Here is a 13,145-nt window from a genome sequence, read left to right as displayed (position 1 = left end):
CACGACCCGTGGCACCCACAAGGCAAACCAACAGAAGCAATATCAAACAATGCGCCAATACGCCGCCGTTGCGTCATCGTGAAGCTTGGTCAGATTATTCCGAACGCGGCCGGACGCCCTCTGCTCCACCTCCCGGATCCGCCGTAGCAGACCGGTGGGTTCATCCTCCAGAGCGTCGAGCAGCTGCGCCCAGTCCATGAGCCGGTAGCGGTCGACGGCACAGGACACCCCATCTGTCATCAGCGCGATGCGACGGACGTCATCCACCGGAAAGCTCCCCTTCACCGCCGCCCAGGCTGCCGCCGGTTCACTTGCCGCCACCCAATAACCGCCCGGCGAGTTGCGTCGGCGCCTCTTGGCCTCGAGCAACGCCGCATACGCGGCGAGCGTCGGATCCTCCAGCACCGCCCTACGCTCCGGAAGGTCGAGCCCGGACAGCCGGTCGTCGGTGATCCGCTGTACGGTCCCGGCGACGTCCACCACGATCGTGCAGTCGCACAAGACCAGGTACTCCATGCTCCCTTGGCGCTCCCGCACGATGGCCAGGGCCGCGGCCGGCGGGTCGGGCAGCGAGAGATCGCACTCACCACCGTGCAACCCCACGACGTCGGCCAGGGCCCGGTACAGCACGTCATCGAGACCACCCTCAGGCGCCTGGGCGTTCTCCAGTACGCGGGCCGCAAGTTCACCCGCGAACCATGCCGTGCCGTGGTGGCACCCGGACCCATGCCCGGGAACAGTGCTGACACCGTCGAGTACCACGACCGTCGCGCCTTCCGCGGCCACGAAGTCTTCGTTGGGGCCGTCCACCGCACCCGCTTCACTCATCAGTTGGATCGACATCGCAACAGCCCCCTCCTTCCGTACCGCCCGTCACCCGTCCCGCGCGCCCGCGGTGGATGGAAGAGCTGTGCGCGTCCACTGCCCGTACCCGCCCGGCCGATCCTTCCGGTGGCCAACCCGCCGGTCAATCGACCTTTGGTACAGGGCGGACACTCACGACGCACGGCGCGATCGATGTGCACTGAAACCCGGCATCCGGGCCATACATCAACTCGCGCGTAGCCGGCTACCCGGAACGTGAAGTGCCACTGCCCGCCGCGGCAACCGGCGCGAGCGGCAGGGGCCTCATGGTCGACGGCATGCGCCCCATGGATGGCTACGCGATCGAGGCGAAGCACGTGCCTGAACCCGACTGCAAAAAGACCTTTCGGGACCCGGACCAGGTCGACAAGACCCTCGGCACCCCGCCCAAGATCGACGAGAACGGAAAAGTAAAGTTCGACCCTCACCGCGACGGCATGTATGTGAAGGACGGGAACGAAATGGCGCAATACCGCGCAGCGCTCTCCGATCCACGCAGTGACGAAATACGCGGCTTCGAGATCATCACGAACGACAGGCCGATCCGCTCCCTATTGGCAGAGCATGATGGCCATGAGCGGCGTAACAGGGCACCGCACGCTACGTGCCGTAGAAGTACGGAGACACGATGACGGACCCAGACGCGCTCAGGACAACGTTCAGCTTCGCTCCGCCGGTCGACGACGCCGCGGTCTGGCATCTGCAGCTCGACGACCTCGCAGCCGAGATCGTCGAAGCCTTCCCTGGAGCATCCACCTCCCTGGGCGGAGATCTCGGCCCACGCTCGGCCGACGCCTTGTCCTTCGAAGTGCCACTGGGCGACGGAGTGTGGCTGGAAGGGCTGGCCACCACCCCCTACCCCGAAATCGGGGCGGTCATGGTGATACAGGCATCGGCAGCCGAGGCCGCAAGATTCGCTGCCTGGTTGCGCGACTCGTTCGTCCGCTCTCCCGACCTGGTCAATTTCACCAGCGAATTGGCGCTGAACAACGGCGACGACGCCTATTGGGTTCTCCCCGCGTGCGGAAGCGTCGATGAGATCGCTCAGACGCTCCAGCAGCACATCGACTCGACCGACCGTTCGTGACGACAGCAAGGACAAAAGCAAACCAGTGCCCCGGCACTTCGGTTGCGCCAGACCGCAACGGGCATCGCCGTGATCTGCTGAACAGCGCGGACGGAGACCCCTTCGAACACCCCAGGGCCGCGATCCACTCGGAGTCCTGATCCCAGTTCGATCAGTTCGCGGCACGCGGTGGGACTACAGGCAGGTGCTTGATGAGTGTCGCTGCGGGTCGGCAGCCCCTCGAGGATGAGGCGCTGGCCATCCGTCTCGGACGACCCTGCCGGGTCACCTGTTACGCAGGAGCCGGTCGAGAGCTGCGACCGGGGAACTCGGGCTCATGGCGCGGCGGGCGTCGAGAGCCGTCTCCCACTGCTCGGTCAGGCCCAACAGCAGCCACTTCCGCATGCCCGGGGTCACGTGGGCGTAGCGCGCGGAGACTGAGCCGTCGATGTGGCCCATCCGCTCGTCCATGAGGACCTTCTCCGTGCCCAGGCTTGGTCGCTATCGCCTCTGCCCAGACGGGCATTGTTGCAGTTCAGGCGCATTCGCACCCGATCTGGTGAAGTCCTTCATTCGTACGAGCTAGATCAACTACTACCAAGAGTAAGGAATGGAACGCTCTACGTGTGCACAACTCATCCAGTGCTCGGGCATCGCGCCCTCAAGAAGGAGTTGCCCCATGAGCATTCGCCGTTCCCTGCCGGCCGTCCTCGGTGCCGTAACCCTCGTCCTCGGACTGTCCACAGCCGCCGCGCCGTCAGCGGCCGCCGACCCCTGCGGGTTCTACGAGACCTCCAGTGACGCGTACTACAACCACTGCACGAGCGACGGCTCGCGCGTGATCATCGAAGTGGAGGTATGGGGTCCCAACTACGAGCGGTGCGTGGGCCCTGGCATCACCTGGCTGGGATCGGCTGGCCAAATCGACGGCGCGGCGTACGTCGGGCGCACTTGCTGACCACTGATTACAGGCGTCCCAACTGGCTGCTCCGGTCACAGACGGCTGCAACACCCCCATGATGTTGCAGCCGTCGGCGAAGCGGGAGGCGACGCAGACCCGACTCCCGCCACCCGACGCTCATCAAAGGCCACCGACTCACCTGAGTCGGTGGCCTTTGGCGTTCCCCGCGGACCTGAACGGGGGGACCTTGCTGCCCACCGCGAGTTCGCCTTGGGCCCGTCAGTCGTCGAGGAACGCCAGGTCGAGCCGGCGCAGGCGCTCGGGGTCGGCAAGGATGTCGATTTCTACGATCCTTCCGTCCGTGACCGTGAAGGCCATGACCGAGAGCGGCTGTCCGTCGGGAGCCGTGACGAGTCCCGCGACGCCGTTCACCAGGGCCGGCTTCGCGAAGGGGGCGAACCTGGAGAAGAGCAGGGCCTGCGAGGCCACCGCCTGCGCACCGCGGACCCGCTTCGACACGCCCAGCGGCAGAGTGCCGTAGTCCGCGCGAAGCAGGACGTCCGGGTCGAGGACGGCCACCAGGGCGTCGAAGTCGCCGCCGCGCGAGGCGGCGAGGAAGGCGTCGACGACCTCGCGCTGGCGGGAGAGGTCGGCCTCGGGGACCGGGGCCGATCCCTGGACCCGGCGGCGGGCCCGGCTCGCGAGTTGCCTGGCCGCCGTCGGGGTGCGGTCCACGATCGCGGCGATGTCGTCGAAGGGCACGGCGAACATGTCGTGGAGTACGAAGGCGAGCCGTTCGGCGGGGGCGAGCGTGTCGAGTACGACGAGCAGTGCGAGGCCGACCGAGTCCGCCAGCAGCGCTTCCTGCTCGGGCTCGATTCCGTCGGCGCGGCTCACGACGGGGTCGGGCACGTACACGTCAAGGGGATCCTCGCGCCGTGACCTTCGCGAGCGCAGCATGTCCAGGCACACACGCCCGACGACCGTCGTCAGCCATGCGCTCAGGTTGTTCACGTCGCTGGTGTCGGAACGGCTCAGCCGCAGCCACGCCTCCTGGACAGCGTCGTCCGCCTCGCTCAGCGAGCCCAGCATCCGGTACGCCACCGCCCGCAGGTCGGCGCGATTGACCTCGAATCGTTCCGCCAGCCAGTCGTTCTCGTCCATCGGTCACGTTCCCCTCGTCATAGTCCGTCATAGCAATGACGGACGAGACCGAGCCGATGTGACGAGATGAAGCGATGAGGTGCGGATAAGACGGGAAGGTGCGGGTGGGACGGATGAGGTCGGCATACGGGGGATGACGGGAACCTGGGCCTGCGGCCGCTCGTTGCCCTCGTGGGCAAAGGAATCGTCAAGAGGCGCGGCCCGCGCCGGATTGCGCAGGGGATTTCCATGGGTGTCAGCCTTTCCAAGGGCGGCAATGTCTCGCTCACCAAGGAGGCCCCGGGCCTGACCGCGGTCATCGTGGGCCTGGGCTGGGATGTACGCAGCACCACCGGGACCGACTTCGACCTCGACGCCAGCGCGCTGCTGGTCGACGCCAACGGCAAGGTCGTGTCCGACCAGCACTTCGTGTTCTTCAACAATCTCAAGAGCCCGGACGGTTCCGTCGAGCACACCGGTGACAACCTCACGGGTGAGGGCGAGGGCGACGACGAGCAGATCAAGGTCAACCTCGCCGGCGTGCTGGCCGAGGTCGACAAGATCGTGTTCCCGGTCTCGATCCACGAGGGCGAGAGCCGTCAGCAGTCCTTCGGCCAGGTGCGTAACGCGTTCATCCGCGTCGTCAACCAGGCCGGCGGCGCCGAGCTCGCGCGCTACGACCTGAGCGAGGACGCCTCGACCGAGACCGCGATGGTCTTCGGCGAGCTCTACCGCAGCGGCGCGGAGTGGAAGTTCCGCGCGGTCGGCCAGGGCTACGCCTCGGGGCTGCGCGGCATCGCGCAGGACTTCGGCGTCAACATCTGATCCGCCGATAGCCGTTCCGTCCGGCTCGTGCGGCTCGTCCGGCTGTTCAAGGGTCTGATCCTCGGTGGGGGTCAGACCCTTGGCGCGTTTCAGCTCACGTACGCCCCCGCACGGGCGGCGGATTCGGCCGCTGCGGCAGCCCGGTCCGCGGCAACGTCGTCGAGCGGGTCGCCGCTGGCCAGGAGGCGGAAGTAGAGCGGAGCCGAGACCGCGCGGATCACTTCCTCGGCGTCCGTGCCCGCGGGGAGTTCGCCGCGGGCGACGGCCGCGTCGACGCACGGGGCCCACTCCTTGATCCGGGTCGCGTAGAAGCGGTGCAGGGCTTGCGCGGTGCGCTCGTCGCAGCCGGCCGCGGCGATGACAGCCTTGAAGAGCGGGCCCTGGCGGGGGTCGGTGAGGGTACGGGTCACAAGGCGGGCGTTGGCCTTGAGGTCCTCGGTCAGGGAACCGGTGTCCGTAGGCGGCTGGGTCTGTTCGGCCATGACCGCCAGCAGATCCGCGATCAGGCCGGTGGTGCTACCCCAGCGACGGTAGAGGGTCGTCTTGCCCACCTCCGCGCGGCGGGCCACATCCGCGAGGTCGAGCCGGTGGAAGCCGTGCTCGACCAGGGCGTCGCCCGCGGCCTGCAGGACGGACGCCCGGACGCGGGCGGTGCGGCCGCCGGGGCGTACGGTGCCGGGGGTGCCCGGGTCCGTATTCTCGGAAGTCATGGTTGGCACGTTAACGGAACCTCGGGTCCGTTAGATGCTCTCCTCTCGACCTCGCCTCCACAGCTGCGAACGATCACCGATCATGGACAGCATGCCGACTGACACACCCACCGACCGTGACGCCGCGGCGGCCCTGCCCGGCGTGGAGCTGCTGTGGTCCGGGCGGGTCGCCGACCACGCCCCGGACGCCGCCGCCCACCGGCACCTCCTCGACGCCGAGGAGTCCGCGCGCCTTGACGCCTTCCTCCGGGACGCTGACCGGGACGCCTACGCCGTGGCGCATGTGGCGCTGCGCCGACTGCTCGGCGAGCGGCTCGGGCAGGCCCCGGAAGCGGTCACGCTGTCGCGCGAACCCTGCGCCCACTGTGGCGGCCCGCACGGGCGGCCCGTCGTACCCGGCAACGCCGTGCACTTCTCGCTGTCGCACACCAGCGGCCTGGTGATGATCGCCCTGGCCGGGGCGCCGGTCGGTATCGACGTCGAGGGCGTCCCCGACCCCGACACGGTCGCGGACGTCGCCTCCCAGCTGCACCCGCGGGAGCGTACGGAACTGGCGGCGCTGCCGGCGGCGCAACTCCCCGCCGCGTTCACCCGCTGCTGGACGCGTAAGGAAGCCCTGTTGAAGGCGACCGGTGTCGGTCTGAGCGAGGACCTGTCCCTCACCTATGTGGGGGCCGGGCCCCAACCGGCCGCGAACTCGGACTGGTTGCTGGCCGACCTGCCCACAGACCCCGGCTATACGGCAGCCATCGCCGTACGCCTCACCGGGCCCGGCGCGACGTCGTACTAGCCGGGCACGTTTTCGTAGGCCTCGACCTTGGCCCACTCCAAACTCTGCCCGTTCGTCCGGGCCGTCCTGGAGACTGGGGGTATGGAGTTCGTCGTATTCATGACCCTCCCAGGGCTGGTGATCCTGCTCGTCGTCATAGCCTTCGGTGACCAACTGCTGCGTGCGACGGGCCGCGGGCGGCGGCAGGGGCAGGTGTCCGCGACCGGGTTCGAGCAGCTGCACGCCACGTTCTCGCAGGGCAAACAGAACGAGCTCAAGGAACGACAGAGCTCGCTGGTGATGCGGGACGACGAGGAGGACGGCGCGCCGCCGCACCGCTCCACGGTCGACCTCAGGAGTGGCACCGCGGTGATCCGGCTGCCGTCCTCGTCTCAGTAGCGCGCGACCAAGTGCTCGCGGCCCGGCGGTGGTTCGTACGCCTCGGGCCAGAAGTCCGTGATCGCGGTGATCCGGCCCTCCTCGTCGCCGGTGAAGAAGGTGATCGCGTACATCTCCTCCAGCCCCACGACGGCGTGTACCCAGGTCACGACCTGGTCGCCGTCGGCGACGACGCGCTGGACGCGTATGTGCCAGTCGCCGGGATACTCCCGGTTGAACTGGACGTACTTCTCCCTGCCGTGAATCCGCTCGCGGGTCTGCGGCAGGTCATAGAGCACGTCCTCGCCGAGCGTGGACGCGAACGCGGCCCAGTCGCGTGCCTCCGCAGCCGACCAGTAGCTCTCAACTGTCTTGCGCAGTTCGGTCATACGGCAAGTGTGCAATGCGCCACTGACAATCGGCCCTGCACCGGCGCTGATCAGGCCTTTCGATGCTCAGGCCCTTCGACGCTCAGGCCTTCGAGGCGCGCAACGAGTACATCAGCGGGATCCGCGGGCGGTCGGCCGGGAAGCGGTAGTAGCCGTCGTCGTGGCGTGTGAGCGGGCTGAAGCGTTCGAACAGCGAGATGTCGTGCTCGTGCAGGAAGTCCAGGCGCAGGCCCGCGGCGATCAGAGCCGAGACGACCTCGCCGATCGGGTGCTGCCATTGGACGCTGCGGTTGTGGACGGTCGCGGCGTCGAAGTCGGCGTATGTGCCGGGCGTCTGGTCGATCCAGGCGTCGCGCGCGAAGTAGTCGTTGACGATCCGCGAGCCCGTCGCGTCCAAGACGTCGGTGAGCGGATGGAACTCGGCGAGATAGAGGAAACCGCCGGGGGCGACGAGGGACGCGGCGGTCTCGGCCCAGCGGGTGATGTCCGGCAGCCAGTTCAGCGCGCCGACACCGGTGTAGACGATGTCGTACGACGAGTCGGGGACGGCTTCGGCGGCGTCGTAGACGTCGGCGGCGACGAACGCGGCGCGGTCCGGGCCGAGTCCGAGGTCCGCGGCCAGACCGCGGGCCGTCTCGACGGCCGGCTCCGAGAAGTCCAGGCCCACGACGTGCGCGGCGCCACGCCGGGCCCAGCACAAGGTGTCGAGGCCGATGTGGCACTGAAGGTGGAGAAGCGTACGGCCGGTGACGTCACCGACCTCGGCGACCTCGAAATCGCGCAGGACGTCCTTGCCCGAGCGGAAGGCATCCAGGTCGTAATAGTCGCTCGCCACATGTATCGGAACGCGTTCGTCCCAGCGGGAGCGGTTGGCCTCGCGCCAGTCCGCGGGGGTCGGAGAGTACATGCAGACGAAGTTATCCACAGGCTGCGGACGGCGCGAACGGATTGTCGGGGGTCCGGCGCAGAATGGGGTCATGACTGAGATCACTGACTCCACGCCGGAGCTGCCCGGCACGCCCGAGCTGCCCGGCATGGCGGACTGGGAGAAGCGCTTCCGTGCGCCGCGCGTCTCCCTGCCCGACTGGGCGGAGGACGCGCCGCACCGCTCGCTCTTCGTGTCGAATGCCACCGGGACGTATGAGCTGTATGCCTGGGACCGGGCGACCGGCGAGCAGCGGCAGGCGACGGACCGGCCGAACGGCACGACGGACGGGGTGCTCTCGCCCGACGGCTCGTCGATCTGGTGGTTCTCGGACAGCGACGGGGACGAGTTCGGGGTGTGGATGCGGCAGCCCTTCGGCGGCGGGGAGGACGAGCCCGCGGCGCCCGGACTTGAGCCTTCGTACCCGGCGGGGCTGGCGATCGGCCGGGACGGCACCTCGGTGGTCGGCCGGTCGACCGACGAGGGCGGCACGACGATCCATGTCGTAAAGACCGGTGCGGAGCCGGTCGAGATATACCGGCACCGGCAATCGGCCGGGGTCGGCGACCTGTCGCACGACGGGACGCTGATCGCGATCGAGCACACCGAGCACGGCGACGCAATGCACTCGGCGCTGCGGGTGGTGCGCGTTGGGGGCACCTCCCACGCCGAAGACTGTGGGGCAGGTTCGGCGGTGGCCGAGCTGGACGATACGAAGGGGGGCACAGAGGAACTGGGGCTGGAGGTCCTCGGCTTCGCTCCGGTGGACGGCGACACCCGGCTGCTGATCGGGCATCAGCGACGCGGCCGCTGGGAGCCGATGATCTGGGACATTGCGTCGGGTGAGGAGACCGATCTCGCGATCGACCTGCCGGGCGATGTGAACGCCGAGTGGTATCCGGACGGCTCCGGCCTGCTGGTCGCGCACAGCTTCGAGGCGCGCGGCGAGCTGTGGCGGTACGACCTGGCGACGCGTGCGCTGGTGCGGATAGAGACACCGGCCGGTTCGGTCTCGGGCGCGACGGCCCGGCCGAACGGGGACGTGGAGTACCTGTGGTCCTCGGCCGCGCTGCCGCCGCAGGTGCGCTCGACGGCAGGCGGGGTGGTGCTCGATCCTCCGGGGATGAAGGCGCCGGCGTCGGTGCCGGTGGAGGACGCCTGGGTGGAGGGGCCGGGGGGCCGTATCCATGCGCTGGTGCAGAAGCCGGCGGGTGCGACGGGTCCGCTGCCGACCGTCTTCGAGATCCACGGCGGCCCGACCTGGCACGACAGCGACGCCTTCGCGGCGGGCCCGGCGGCATGGGTCGACCACGGGTATGCGGTGGTGCGGGTCAACTACCGAGGTTCGACGGGGTACGGACGGGAGTGGACGGACGCGCTCAAGCACCGGGTCGGGCTGATCGAGCTGGAGGACATCGCGGCGGTCCGGGAGTGGGCCGTGGGCTCCGGGCTCGCGGACCCGGAGAAACTGATCCTGGCGGGCGGCTCCTGGGGCGGTTATCTGACCCTGCTCGGCCTCGGCACCCAGCCCGAGGCGTGGGCGCTGGGGCTGGCGGCGGTTCCGGTCGCCGACTACGTCACGGCGTACCACGACGAGATGGAGGCCCTGAAAGCGATGGACCGCACGCTGTTGGGCGGCACCCCGGAGGAGGTGCCTGACCGGTTCGAGGCCTCGTCGCCGCTGACGTACGTGGACGCGGTGCGGGCCCCGGTCTACATCTCGGCGGGGGTCAACGACCCGCGCTGCCCGATCCGTCAGGTCGAGAACTATGTGGACCGGCTGGCGGCGCGCGGCGCGGTGCACGAGGTGTACCGGTACGACGCGGGGCACGGCTCGCTAGTGGTGGAGGAGCGGATCAAGCAGGTGCGGCTGGAGATCGCCTTCGCGGCGGAGCACCTGGGGCAGGGGGCGGACCTGGGCTAGGGACACTGCGCGGAGGAGGCGGCAACGCCGGGGCAGGGAGGCGGCGCCGGGTCGGGGAGCTGGCGCCCTGGCCCAGGGAGGTGACGCCGGGTCGGGGAGGCGACGCCGGGACCGGGATGCGGCCCCGGGACCGGAAGGGCCGCCCCTGGACCCGGAGGCGGCCCCGGGCCCGGAGGTGGCGCCAGGACGGGGAGACGGCGCCAGGACGGGGATCCCGGCCCCGGCACGGGGAGGTCGTGCCGGGCAGGGGGGGTGGGCCCGGGACCCGGAGGCGGCCCGAGGCCGCCCCGGGCCCGGAGGTGGCGCCAGGACGGGGAAGCGGAGCCAGGACCGGGAGGCGGAACCAGGACCGGGTTCCCGGCCCAGGGGCCAGGAGGTGGTGCCGGGCAGGGGGGTGGGCCGAGCGAACGCGGGCGCGTTCCGTACCGTGGGGGTGTGTACCGGTTCCTGCTGACTCCCCGCTGGTGGGGAATCAATATCTTCGTCGTGCTGGCGATCCCCTTCTGCGTCTTCATGGGCTCCTGGCAGCTCGGCAAGTTCGAGGACCGCGTCGCCACGCACGAGGAGGCCAAGCAGCAGCCCGCGCCGGGTGAGCAGAAGGCCGCGCCCCTCGACGAGCTGCTGCCCGTCGACAAGGAGACGTCGGGGCGGCAGGCGATGGCCACCGGGCGGTACGGCAAGCAATTCATCGTCCCGGACCGGGAGTTGGACGGCGAGCGCGGCTCGTATGTGCTGACGCTGCTCAAGACCGACAGCGGCCGGACCCTGCCGGTGGTCCGCGGCTGGCTGCCCAAGGGCGAGCCGGCCCCGGCCGCGCCCGTCGGCCAGGTCACCGTGGCCGGGGCGCTGCAGGCCTCCGAGACCCCGGGCACGGACGGGGTGCACACGGCGGGCGGGCTGCCGGGCGAGCAGCTGGGGATGATCAGCGCGGCCTCGCTGGTGAACCTTGTGCCGGACGATGTGTACGACGCGTGGGTCACGCTGGCCGATGCGGACAGCGGGCTGAAGGCTGTGCCCGCAGCCGCGCCCGAGGGTAGTGGACTGGACCTCAAGGCGTTCCAGAACCTGGGTTACACCGGAGAGTGGTTCGTCTTCGCCGGCTTCGTGCTGTTCATGTGGTTCCGGCTGCTGCGACGCGAGGCGGAGGCGGCGCGGGACCGGCAACTGGGGTTGGAACCCGAGCCGGTGTAGCCGCCGGGCTCCCCCGGGGCCCGCCCCGGCACCCCAGCCCCGCCAGCGCGCCCCTCACTGTGCGTTCAGGACACCCGTGCGGTAGATCGTGCCCGAGCACGCGTTGGGGATCGTCGTCTCCGCGCTCGGCGCGCCCGGCTCAGCCGTGTGGGTCACCGCGACACTGCCGTCCGCCGTGCCGCCGCCGTCCTCGCTGCCGAGCTGGGGCTGGCTGTTGTCCCCGGTCGTGCCCGTGCCGGCGCTCGCGGAGGGGGTCGGGTCGGGCGAGGCGCCGGTGGTCGGGCAGGTGTCCGTCGGGACCCAGGCGAACCTCACCTCGTACGCCGTGTCGGGCTTCAGCATCAGCGTGGCCGCCTCCTGGGAGGGATCGGGCAGTCCGGTCGCCGGGTCGCCCGCGCTGTGCTCGACCACGCTGATCTTGGCGGCGTCGGCCGCGCCCAGCGCCTGGAAGCCGACCGTGCCGTCGCCGCTGACCGCGCAGTCGGTCTTGGAGACGTTGGCGATGCGGAAGGTGCCGTACACCTTGCCGTCGGCGTCGGGCTTGGCCGCCTGCGCCGAGGTGACGCCGAGCTGGTCGGCGGCGCAGACCGGCGAGGTCACTGCCACGGTGCCCGGCGGGTTGACCACGCCGCCCGTCGCGCCGTCCGTGGCGCCGGAGGGCTTCTCCCCCGGTCTCCGGGTCGCGCCGCCCTGGTCCTGCCGGTTGCCCTGGCTGCCGGCGGAGAGACCGTCGGAGCCCGACTCGCCGCCCAGGTCACCCGTCTCGGACCCGGTGCCGCCCTGCGCCTGCTCGCCGTGTCCGGCGTTGACGGGGCGGGCGTCGTCGCCGCCACTGGAGTTCGCCACATGGACGAAGGCGGGGACCGCGGTGCCCATCAGCAGCGCCGCGGCAGCCATGCCGACGAGCGCCTGCCTCTTACGGGCGCGCCGCGCGGGGACCGCCCTTCGCAGATGGTCGAGGGCGCCGTCGGAAGGCTTGAGGTCCTCCACGGCACCTTGCAGCATCCGGCGCAGGGCCACTTCGTCCCCGCCAAGCCCCCCGGCAAGCCCTTCGCCAAGCTCCTCGGCAAGGCCCCCGCCAAGTCCCTCACCGGGCACCTGTCCGAGGCCGCCCAGCTCATTTTCCGGCCCGTTGTTCACAATTTCGTTCCCAGTCCGGTCGTCAAACGGCCCGTCCGGCCCGTACTGCTCAAACCTGTTCAATCCGTGCAACCTGTGCAACCTGTGCCACTTGTCCCTGCGCCCGCTCATGCCGTGGCCTCCATGGCGACACGCAGCGCCGCGATGCCCCGAGAGCCGTACGCCTTCACCGAACCCAGGGAAATGCCCAGCGTCCCGGCAACCTGAGCCTCTGTCATATCGGCGAAGTACCGCAGGACCAGCACCTCGCGCTGGCGGCGCTGCAGTCCGCGCATGGCCTTGATCAGCGCGTCCCGCTCCAGTTGGTCGTAGGCCCCCTCCTCCGCGCTCGCCATGTCCGGCATCGGCTTGGAGAGCAGCTTCAGCCCCAGGATGCGGCGGCGCAGCGCGGACCTCGACAGATTGACCACGGTCTGGCGCAGATACGCCAGGGTCTTCTCGGGGTCCCGTACACGGTTGCGCGCGGAGTGGACGCGTATGAACGCCTCCTGGACGACGTCCTCGCAGGAGGCCGTGTCGTCCAGCAGGAGGGCCGCGAGACCGAGCAGCGACCGGTAGTGGGCGCGGTAGGTCTCGGTGAGGTGATCGACGGTGGTGCCCGCAGCCATCGTTTCGTCAGCGCCCTCGCGCGGGGACGGTACGCGGGTGGTGCGGGGCGCGGGCATTGGGGCGATCACCGGCATGCCGCCGGGCGGGCGGGGCCTGCGGAGCGGGCGCACCGAAGCGCCACGGACCGGGACCACCCCTGTGATGTCGAGAACCTCTGCCACGCCTGTTGGACACGCTTCCCCCCGTCAGGGTTGTACGCGTACGCCACCGTTTTTGGCGGTGATCCATATGGCCTCATGCGTACCCGCTCTTCCCCAATGCCCCATTTTTCACGGCACCATGAAGGGGCGACCGCAAAGACGCTTCCCGCC

At 69.8% G+C, this 13,145-nt stretch carries 15 protein-coding genes and 1 pseudogene; 8 read left to right on the top strand and 8 right to left on the bottom strand.

Features of this window, described 5'->3' with window-relative positions; all coding sequences use genetic code 11:
- Positions 1–42: 42 nt before the first annotated feature.
- Positions 43–810 (bottom strand): hypothetical protein, encoded by a 768-nt coding sequence (locus tag ACZ3H8_RS19805; protein WP_467403519.1) that lies wholly within the window; start codon positions 808–810, stop codon positions 43–45.
- Positions 811–1,049: 239 nt separating this feature from the next.
- Here ACZ3H8_RS19805 and ACZ3H8_RS19800 point away from each other — a divergent pair, with 239 nt between their 5' ends.
- Together ACZ3H8_RS19800 and ACZ3H8_RS19795 are read left to right on the top strand one after the other, a co-directional pair.
- Complete coding sequence (locus ACZ3H8_RS19800; protein ID WP_467404077.1) at positions 1,050–1,496, top strand: restriction endonuclease fold toxin-2 domain-containing protein; 447 nt, start codon at positions 1,050–1,052, stop codon at positions 1,494–1,496.
- Positions 1,493–1,951 carry a hypothetical protein gene (locus ACZ3H8_RS19795; protein WP_467403517.1) on the top strand — a complete coding sequence of 153 codons (459 nt, stop codon included), beginning with the start codon at positions 1,493–1,495 and terminating at the stop codon, positions 1,949–1,951. The genes ACZ3H8_RS19800 and ACZ3H8_RS19795 overlap by 4 nt, the downstream gene beginning before the upstream one ends.
- 264 nt (positions 1,952–2,215) lie before the next feature.
- On the opposite strand, the pseudogene ACZ3H8_RS19790 reads toward ACZ3H8_RS19795, so the two are convergent.
- Positions 2,216–2,422, bottom strand: a pseudogene (locus ACZ3H8_RS19790) (LacI family transcriptional regulator); the annotation flags it as partial.
- Between the two features lie 187 nt (positions 2,423–2,609).
- Here ACZ3H8_RS19790 and ACZ3H8_RS19785 point away from each other — a divergent pair.
- The gene (locus ACZ3H8_RS19785) at positions 2,610–2,888 is read left to right on the top strand and encodes a DUF6355 family natural product biosynthesis protein (protein ID WP_467403514.1); all 279 of its coding nucleotides are present in this window, start codon (positions 2,610–2,612) and stop codon (positions 2,886–2,888) included.
- 222 nt (positions 2,889–3,110) lie between these two features.
- On the opposite strand, the gene sigJ is transcribed toward ACZ3H8_RS19785, so the two are convergent.
- Positions 3,111–3,995, bottom strand: a complete 885-nt coding sequence (sigJ, locus tag ACZ3H8_RS19780) for an RNA polymerase sigma factor SigJ (RefSeq protein WP_467403513.1) — start codon at positions 3,993–3,995, stop codon at positions 3,111–3,113.
- A gap of 228 nt (positions 3,996–4,223) precedes the next feature.
- On the opposite strand from sigJ, the gene ACZ3H8_RS19775 reads away from it, so the two are divergent.
- Complete coding sequence (locus ACZ3H8_RS19775; RefSeq protein ID WP_467403512.1) at positions 4,224–4,799, top strand: TerD family protein; 576 nt, start codon at positions 4,224–4,226, stop codon at positions 4,797–4,799.
- Between the two features lie 89 nt (positions 4,800–4,888).
- Here the strand turns inward: ACZ3H8_RS19775 and ACZ3H8_RS19770 are convergent, their stop codons facing one another.
- Entirely contained in the window at positions 4,889–5,509 is a 621-nt protein-coding gene (locus ACZ3H8_RS19770; protein WP_467403510.1) for a TetR/AcrR family transcriptional regulator, read from the bottom strand.
- Positions 5,510–5,600: 91 nt separating this feature from the next.
- Here ACZ3H8_RS19770 and ACZ3H8_RS19765 point away from each other — a divergent pair, with 91 nt between their 5' ends.
- Both ACZ3H8_RS19765 and ACZ3H8_RS19760 read left to right on the top strand, forming a co-directional pair.
- Positions 5,601–6,299, top strand: coding sequence for a 4'-phosphopantetheinyl transferase family protein (locus ACZ3H8_RS19765; protein ID WP_398990643.1), 699 nt, complete (start codon positions 5,601–5,603; stop codon positions 6,297–6,299).
- 81 nt (positions 6,300–6,380) lie between these two features.
- The gene (locus ACZ3H8_RS19760; protein ID WP_467403507.1) at positions 6,381–6,677 is read left to right on the top strand and encodes a DUF6191 domain-containing protein; all 297 of its coding nucleotides are present in this window, start codon (positions 6,381–6,383) and stop codon (positions 6,675–6,677) included.
- Here ACZ3H8_RS19760 and ACZ3H8_RS19755 read toward each other — a convergent pair.
- Together ACZ3H8_RS19755 and ACZ3H8_RS19750 are read right to left on the bottom strand one after the other, a co-directional pair.
- Entirely contained in the window at positions 6,671–7,045 is a 375-nt protein-coding gene (locus ACZ3H8_RS19755) for a nuclear transport factor 2 family protein (protein ID WP_467403505.1), read from the bottom strand. The two genes, ACZ3H8_RS19760 and ACZ3H8_RS19755, sit on opposite strands and share 7 nt — an antisense overlap.
- 82 nt (positions 7,046–7,127) lie before the next feature.
- Positions 7,128–7,952 (bottom strand): class I SAM-dependent methyltransferase, encoded by an 825-nt coding sequence (locus tag ACZ3H8_RS19750; RefSeq protein WP_467403503.1) that lies wholly within the window; start codon positions 7,950–7,952, stop codon positions 7,128–7,130.
- Positions 7,953–8,022: 70 nt separating this feature from the next.
- On the opposite strand from ACZ3H8_RS19750, the gene ACZ3H8_RS19745 reads away from it, so the two are divergent.
- Together ACZ3H8_RS19745 and ACZ3H8_RS19740 are read left to right on the top strand one after the other, a co-directional pair.
- Positions 8,023–9,894: a S9 family peptidase gene (locus ACZ3H8_RS19745; protein WP_467403501.1), complete on the top strand. Its 1,872-nt coding sequence runs from the start codon at positions 8,023–8,025 to the stop codon at positions 9,892–9,894.
- 435 nt (positions 9,895–10,329) lie between these two features.
- Positions 10,330–11,085, top strand: a complete 756-nt coding sequence (locus ACZ3H8_RS19740) for an SURF1 family protein (RefSeq protein ID WP_467403499.1) — start codon at positions 10,330–10,332, stop codon at positions 11,083–11,085.
- A 54-nt stretch (positions 11,086–11,139) separates the two neighbouring features.
- Here ACZ3H8_RS19740 and ACZ3H8_RS19735 read toward each other — a convergent pair whose 3' ends face one another.
- Both ACZ3H8_RS19735 and ACZ3H8_RS19730 read right to left on the bottom strand, forming a co-directional pair.
- The gene (locus ACZ3H8_RS19735; protein WP_467403496.1) at positions 11,140–12,225 is read right to left on the bottom strand and encodes a hypothetical protein; all 1,086 of its coding nucleotides are present in this window, start codon (positions 12,223–12,225) and stop codon (positions 11,140–11,142) included.
- A 107-nt stretch (positions 12,226–12,332) separates the two neighbouring features.
- Complete coding sequence (locus ACZ3H8_RS19730; RefSeq protein WP_467404074.1) at positions 12,333–12,908, bottom strand: SigE family RNA polymerase sigma factor; 576 nt, start codon at positions 12,906–12,908, stop codon at positions 12,333–12,335.
- Positions 12,909–13,145: the final 237 nt, after the last annotated feature.

The organism is Streptomyces sp. NPDC002868 (assembly GCF_055563295.1).
The sequence above is the reverse complement of the archived record's forward strand: the minus strand, read 5'-3'. Positions and strand labels throughout refer to the sequence as shown.

Bases quoted from the DNA above. Each gene is read 5' to 3' on its own strand.
- ACZ3H8_RS19795 (WP_467403517.1), top strand. From the start codon at position 1,493: ATGACGGACCCAGACGCGCTCAGGACAACGTTCAGCTTCGCTCCGCCG.
- ACZ3H8_RS19785 (WP_467403514.1), top strand. From the start codon at position 2,610: ATGAGCATTCGCCGTTCCCTGCCGGCCGTCCTCGGTGCCGTAACCCTC.
- sigJ (WP_467403513.1), bottom strand. From the start codon at position 3,995: ATGGACGAGAACGACTGGCTGGCGGAACGATTCGAGGTCAATCGCGCC.
- ACZ3H8_RS19775 (WP_467403512.1), top strand. From the start codon at position 4,224: ATGGGTGTCAGCCTTTCCAAGGGCGGCAATGTCTCGCTCACCAAGGAG.
- ACZ3H8_RS19770 (WP_467403510.1), bottom strand. From the start codon at position 5,509: ATGACTTCCGAGAATACGGACCCGGGCACCCCCGGCACCGTACGCCCC.
- ACZ3H8_RS19765 (WP_398990643.1), top strand. From the start codon at position 5,601: ATGCCGACTGACACACCCACCGACCGTGACGCCGCGGCGGCCCTGCCC.
- ACZ3H8_RS19760 (WP_467403507.1), top strand. From the start codon at position 6,381: ATGGAGTTCGTCGTATTCATGACCCTCCCAGGGCTGGTGATCCTGCTC.
- ACZ3H8_RS19755 (WP_467403505.1), bottom strand. From the start codon at position 7,045: ATGACCGAACTGCGCAAGACAGTTGAGAGCTACTGGTCGGCTGCGGAG.
- ACZ3H8_RS19750 (WP_467403503.1), bottom strand. From the start codon at position 7,952: ATGTACTCTCCGACCCCCGCGGACTGGCGCGAGGCCAACCGCTCCCGC.
- ACZ3H8_RS19745 (WP_467403501.1), top strand. From the start codon at position 8,023: ATGACTGAGATCACTGACTCCACGCCGGAGCTGCCCGGCACGCCCGAG.
- ACZ3H8_RS19730 (WP_467404074.1), bottom strand. From the start codon at position 12,908: ATGCCGGTGATCGCCCCAATGCCCGCGCCCCGCACCACCCGCGTACCG.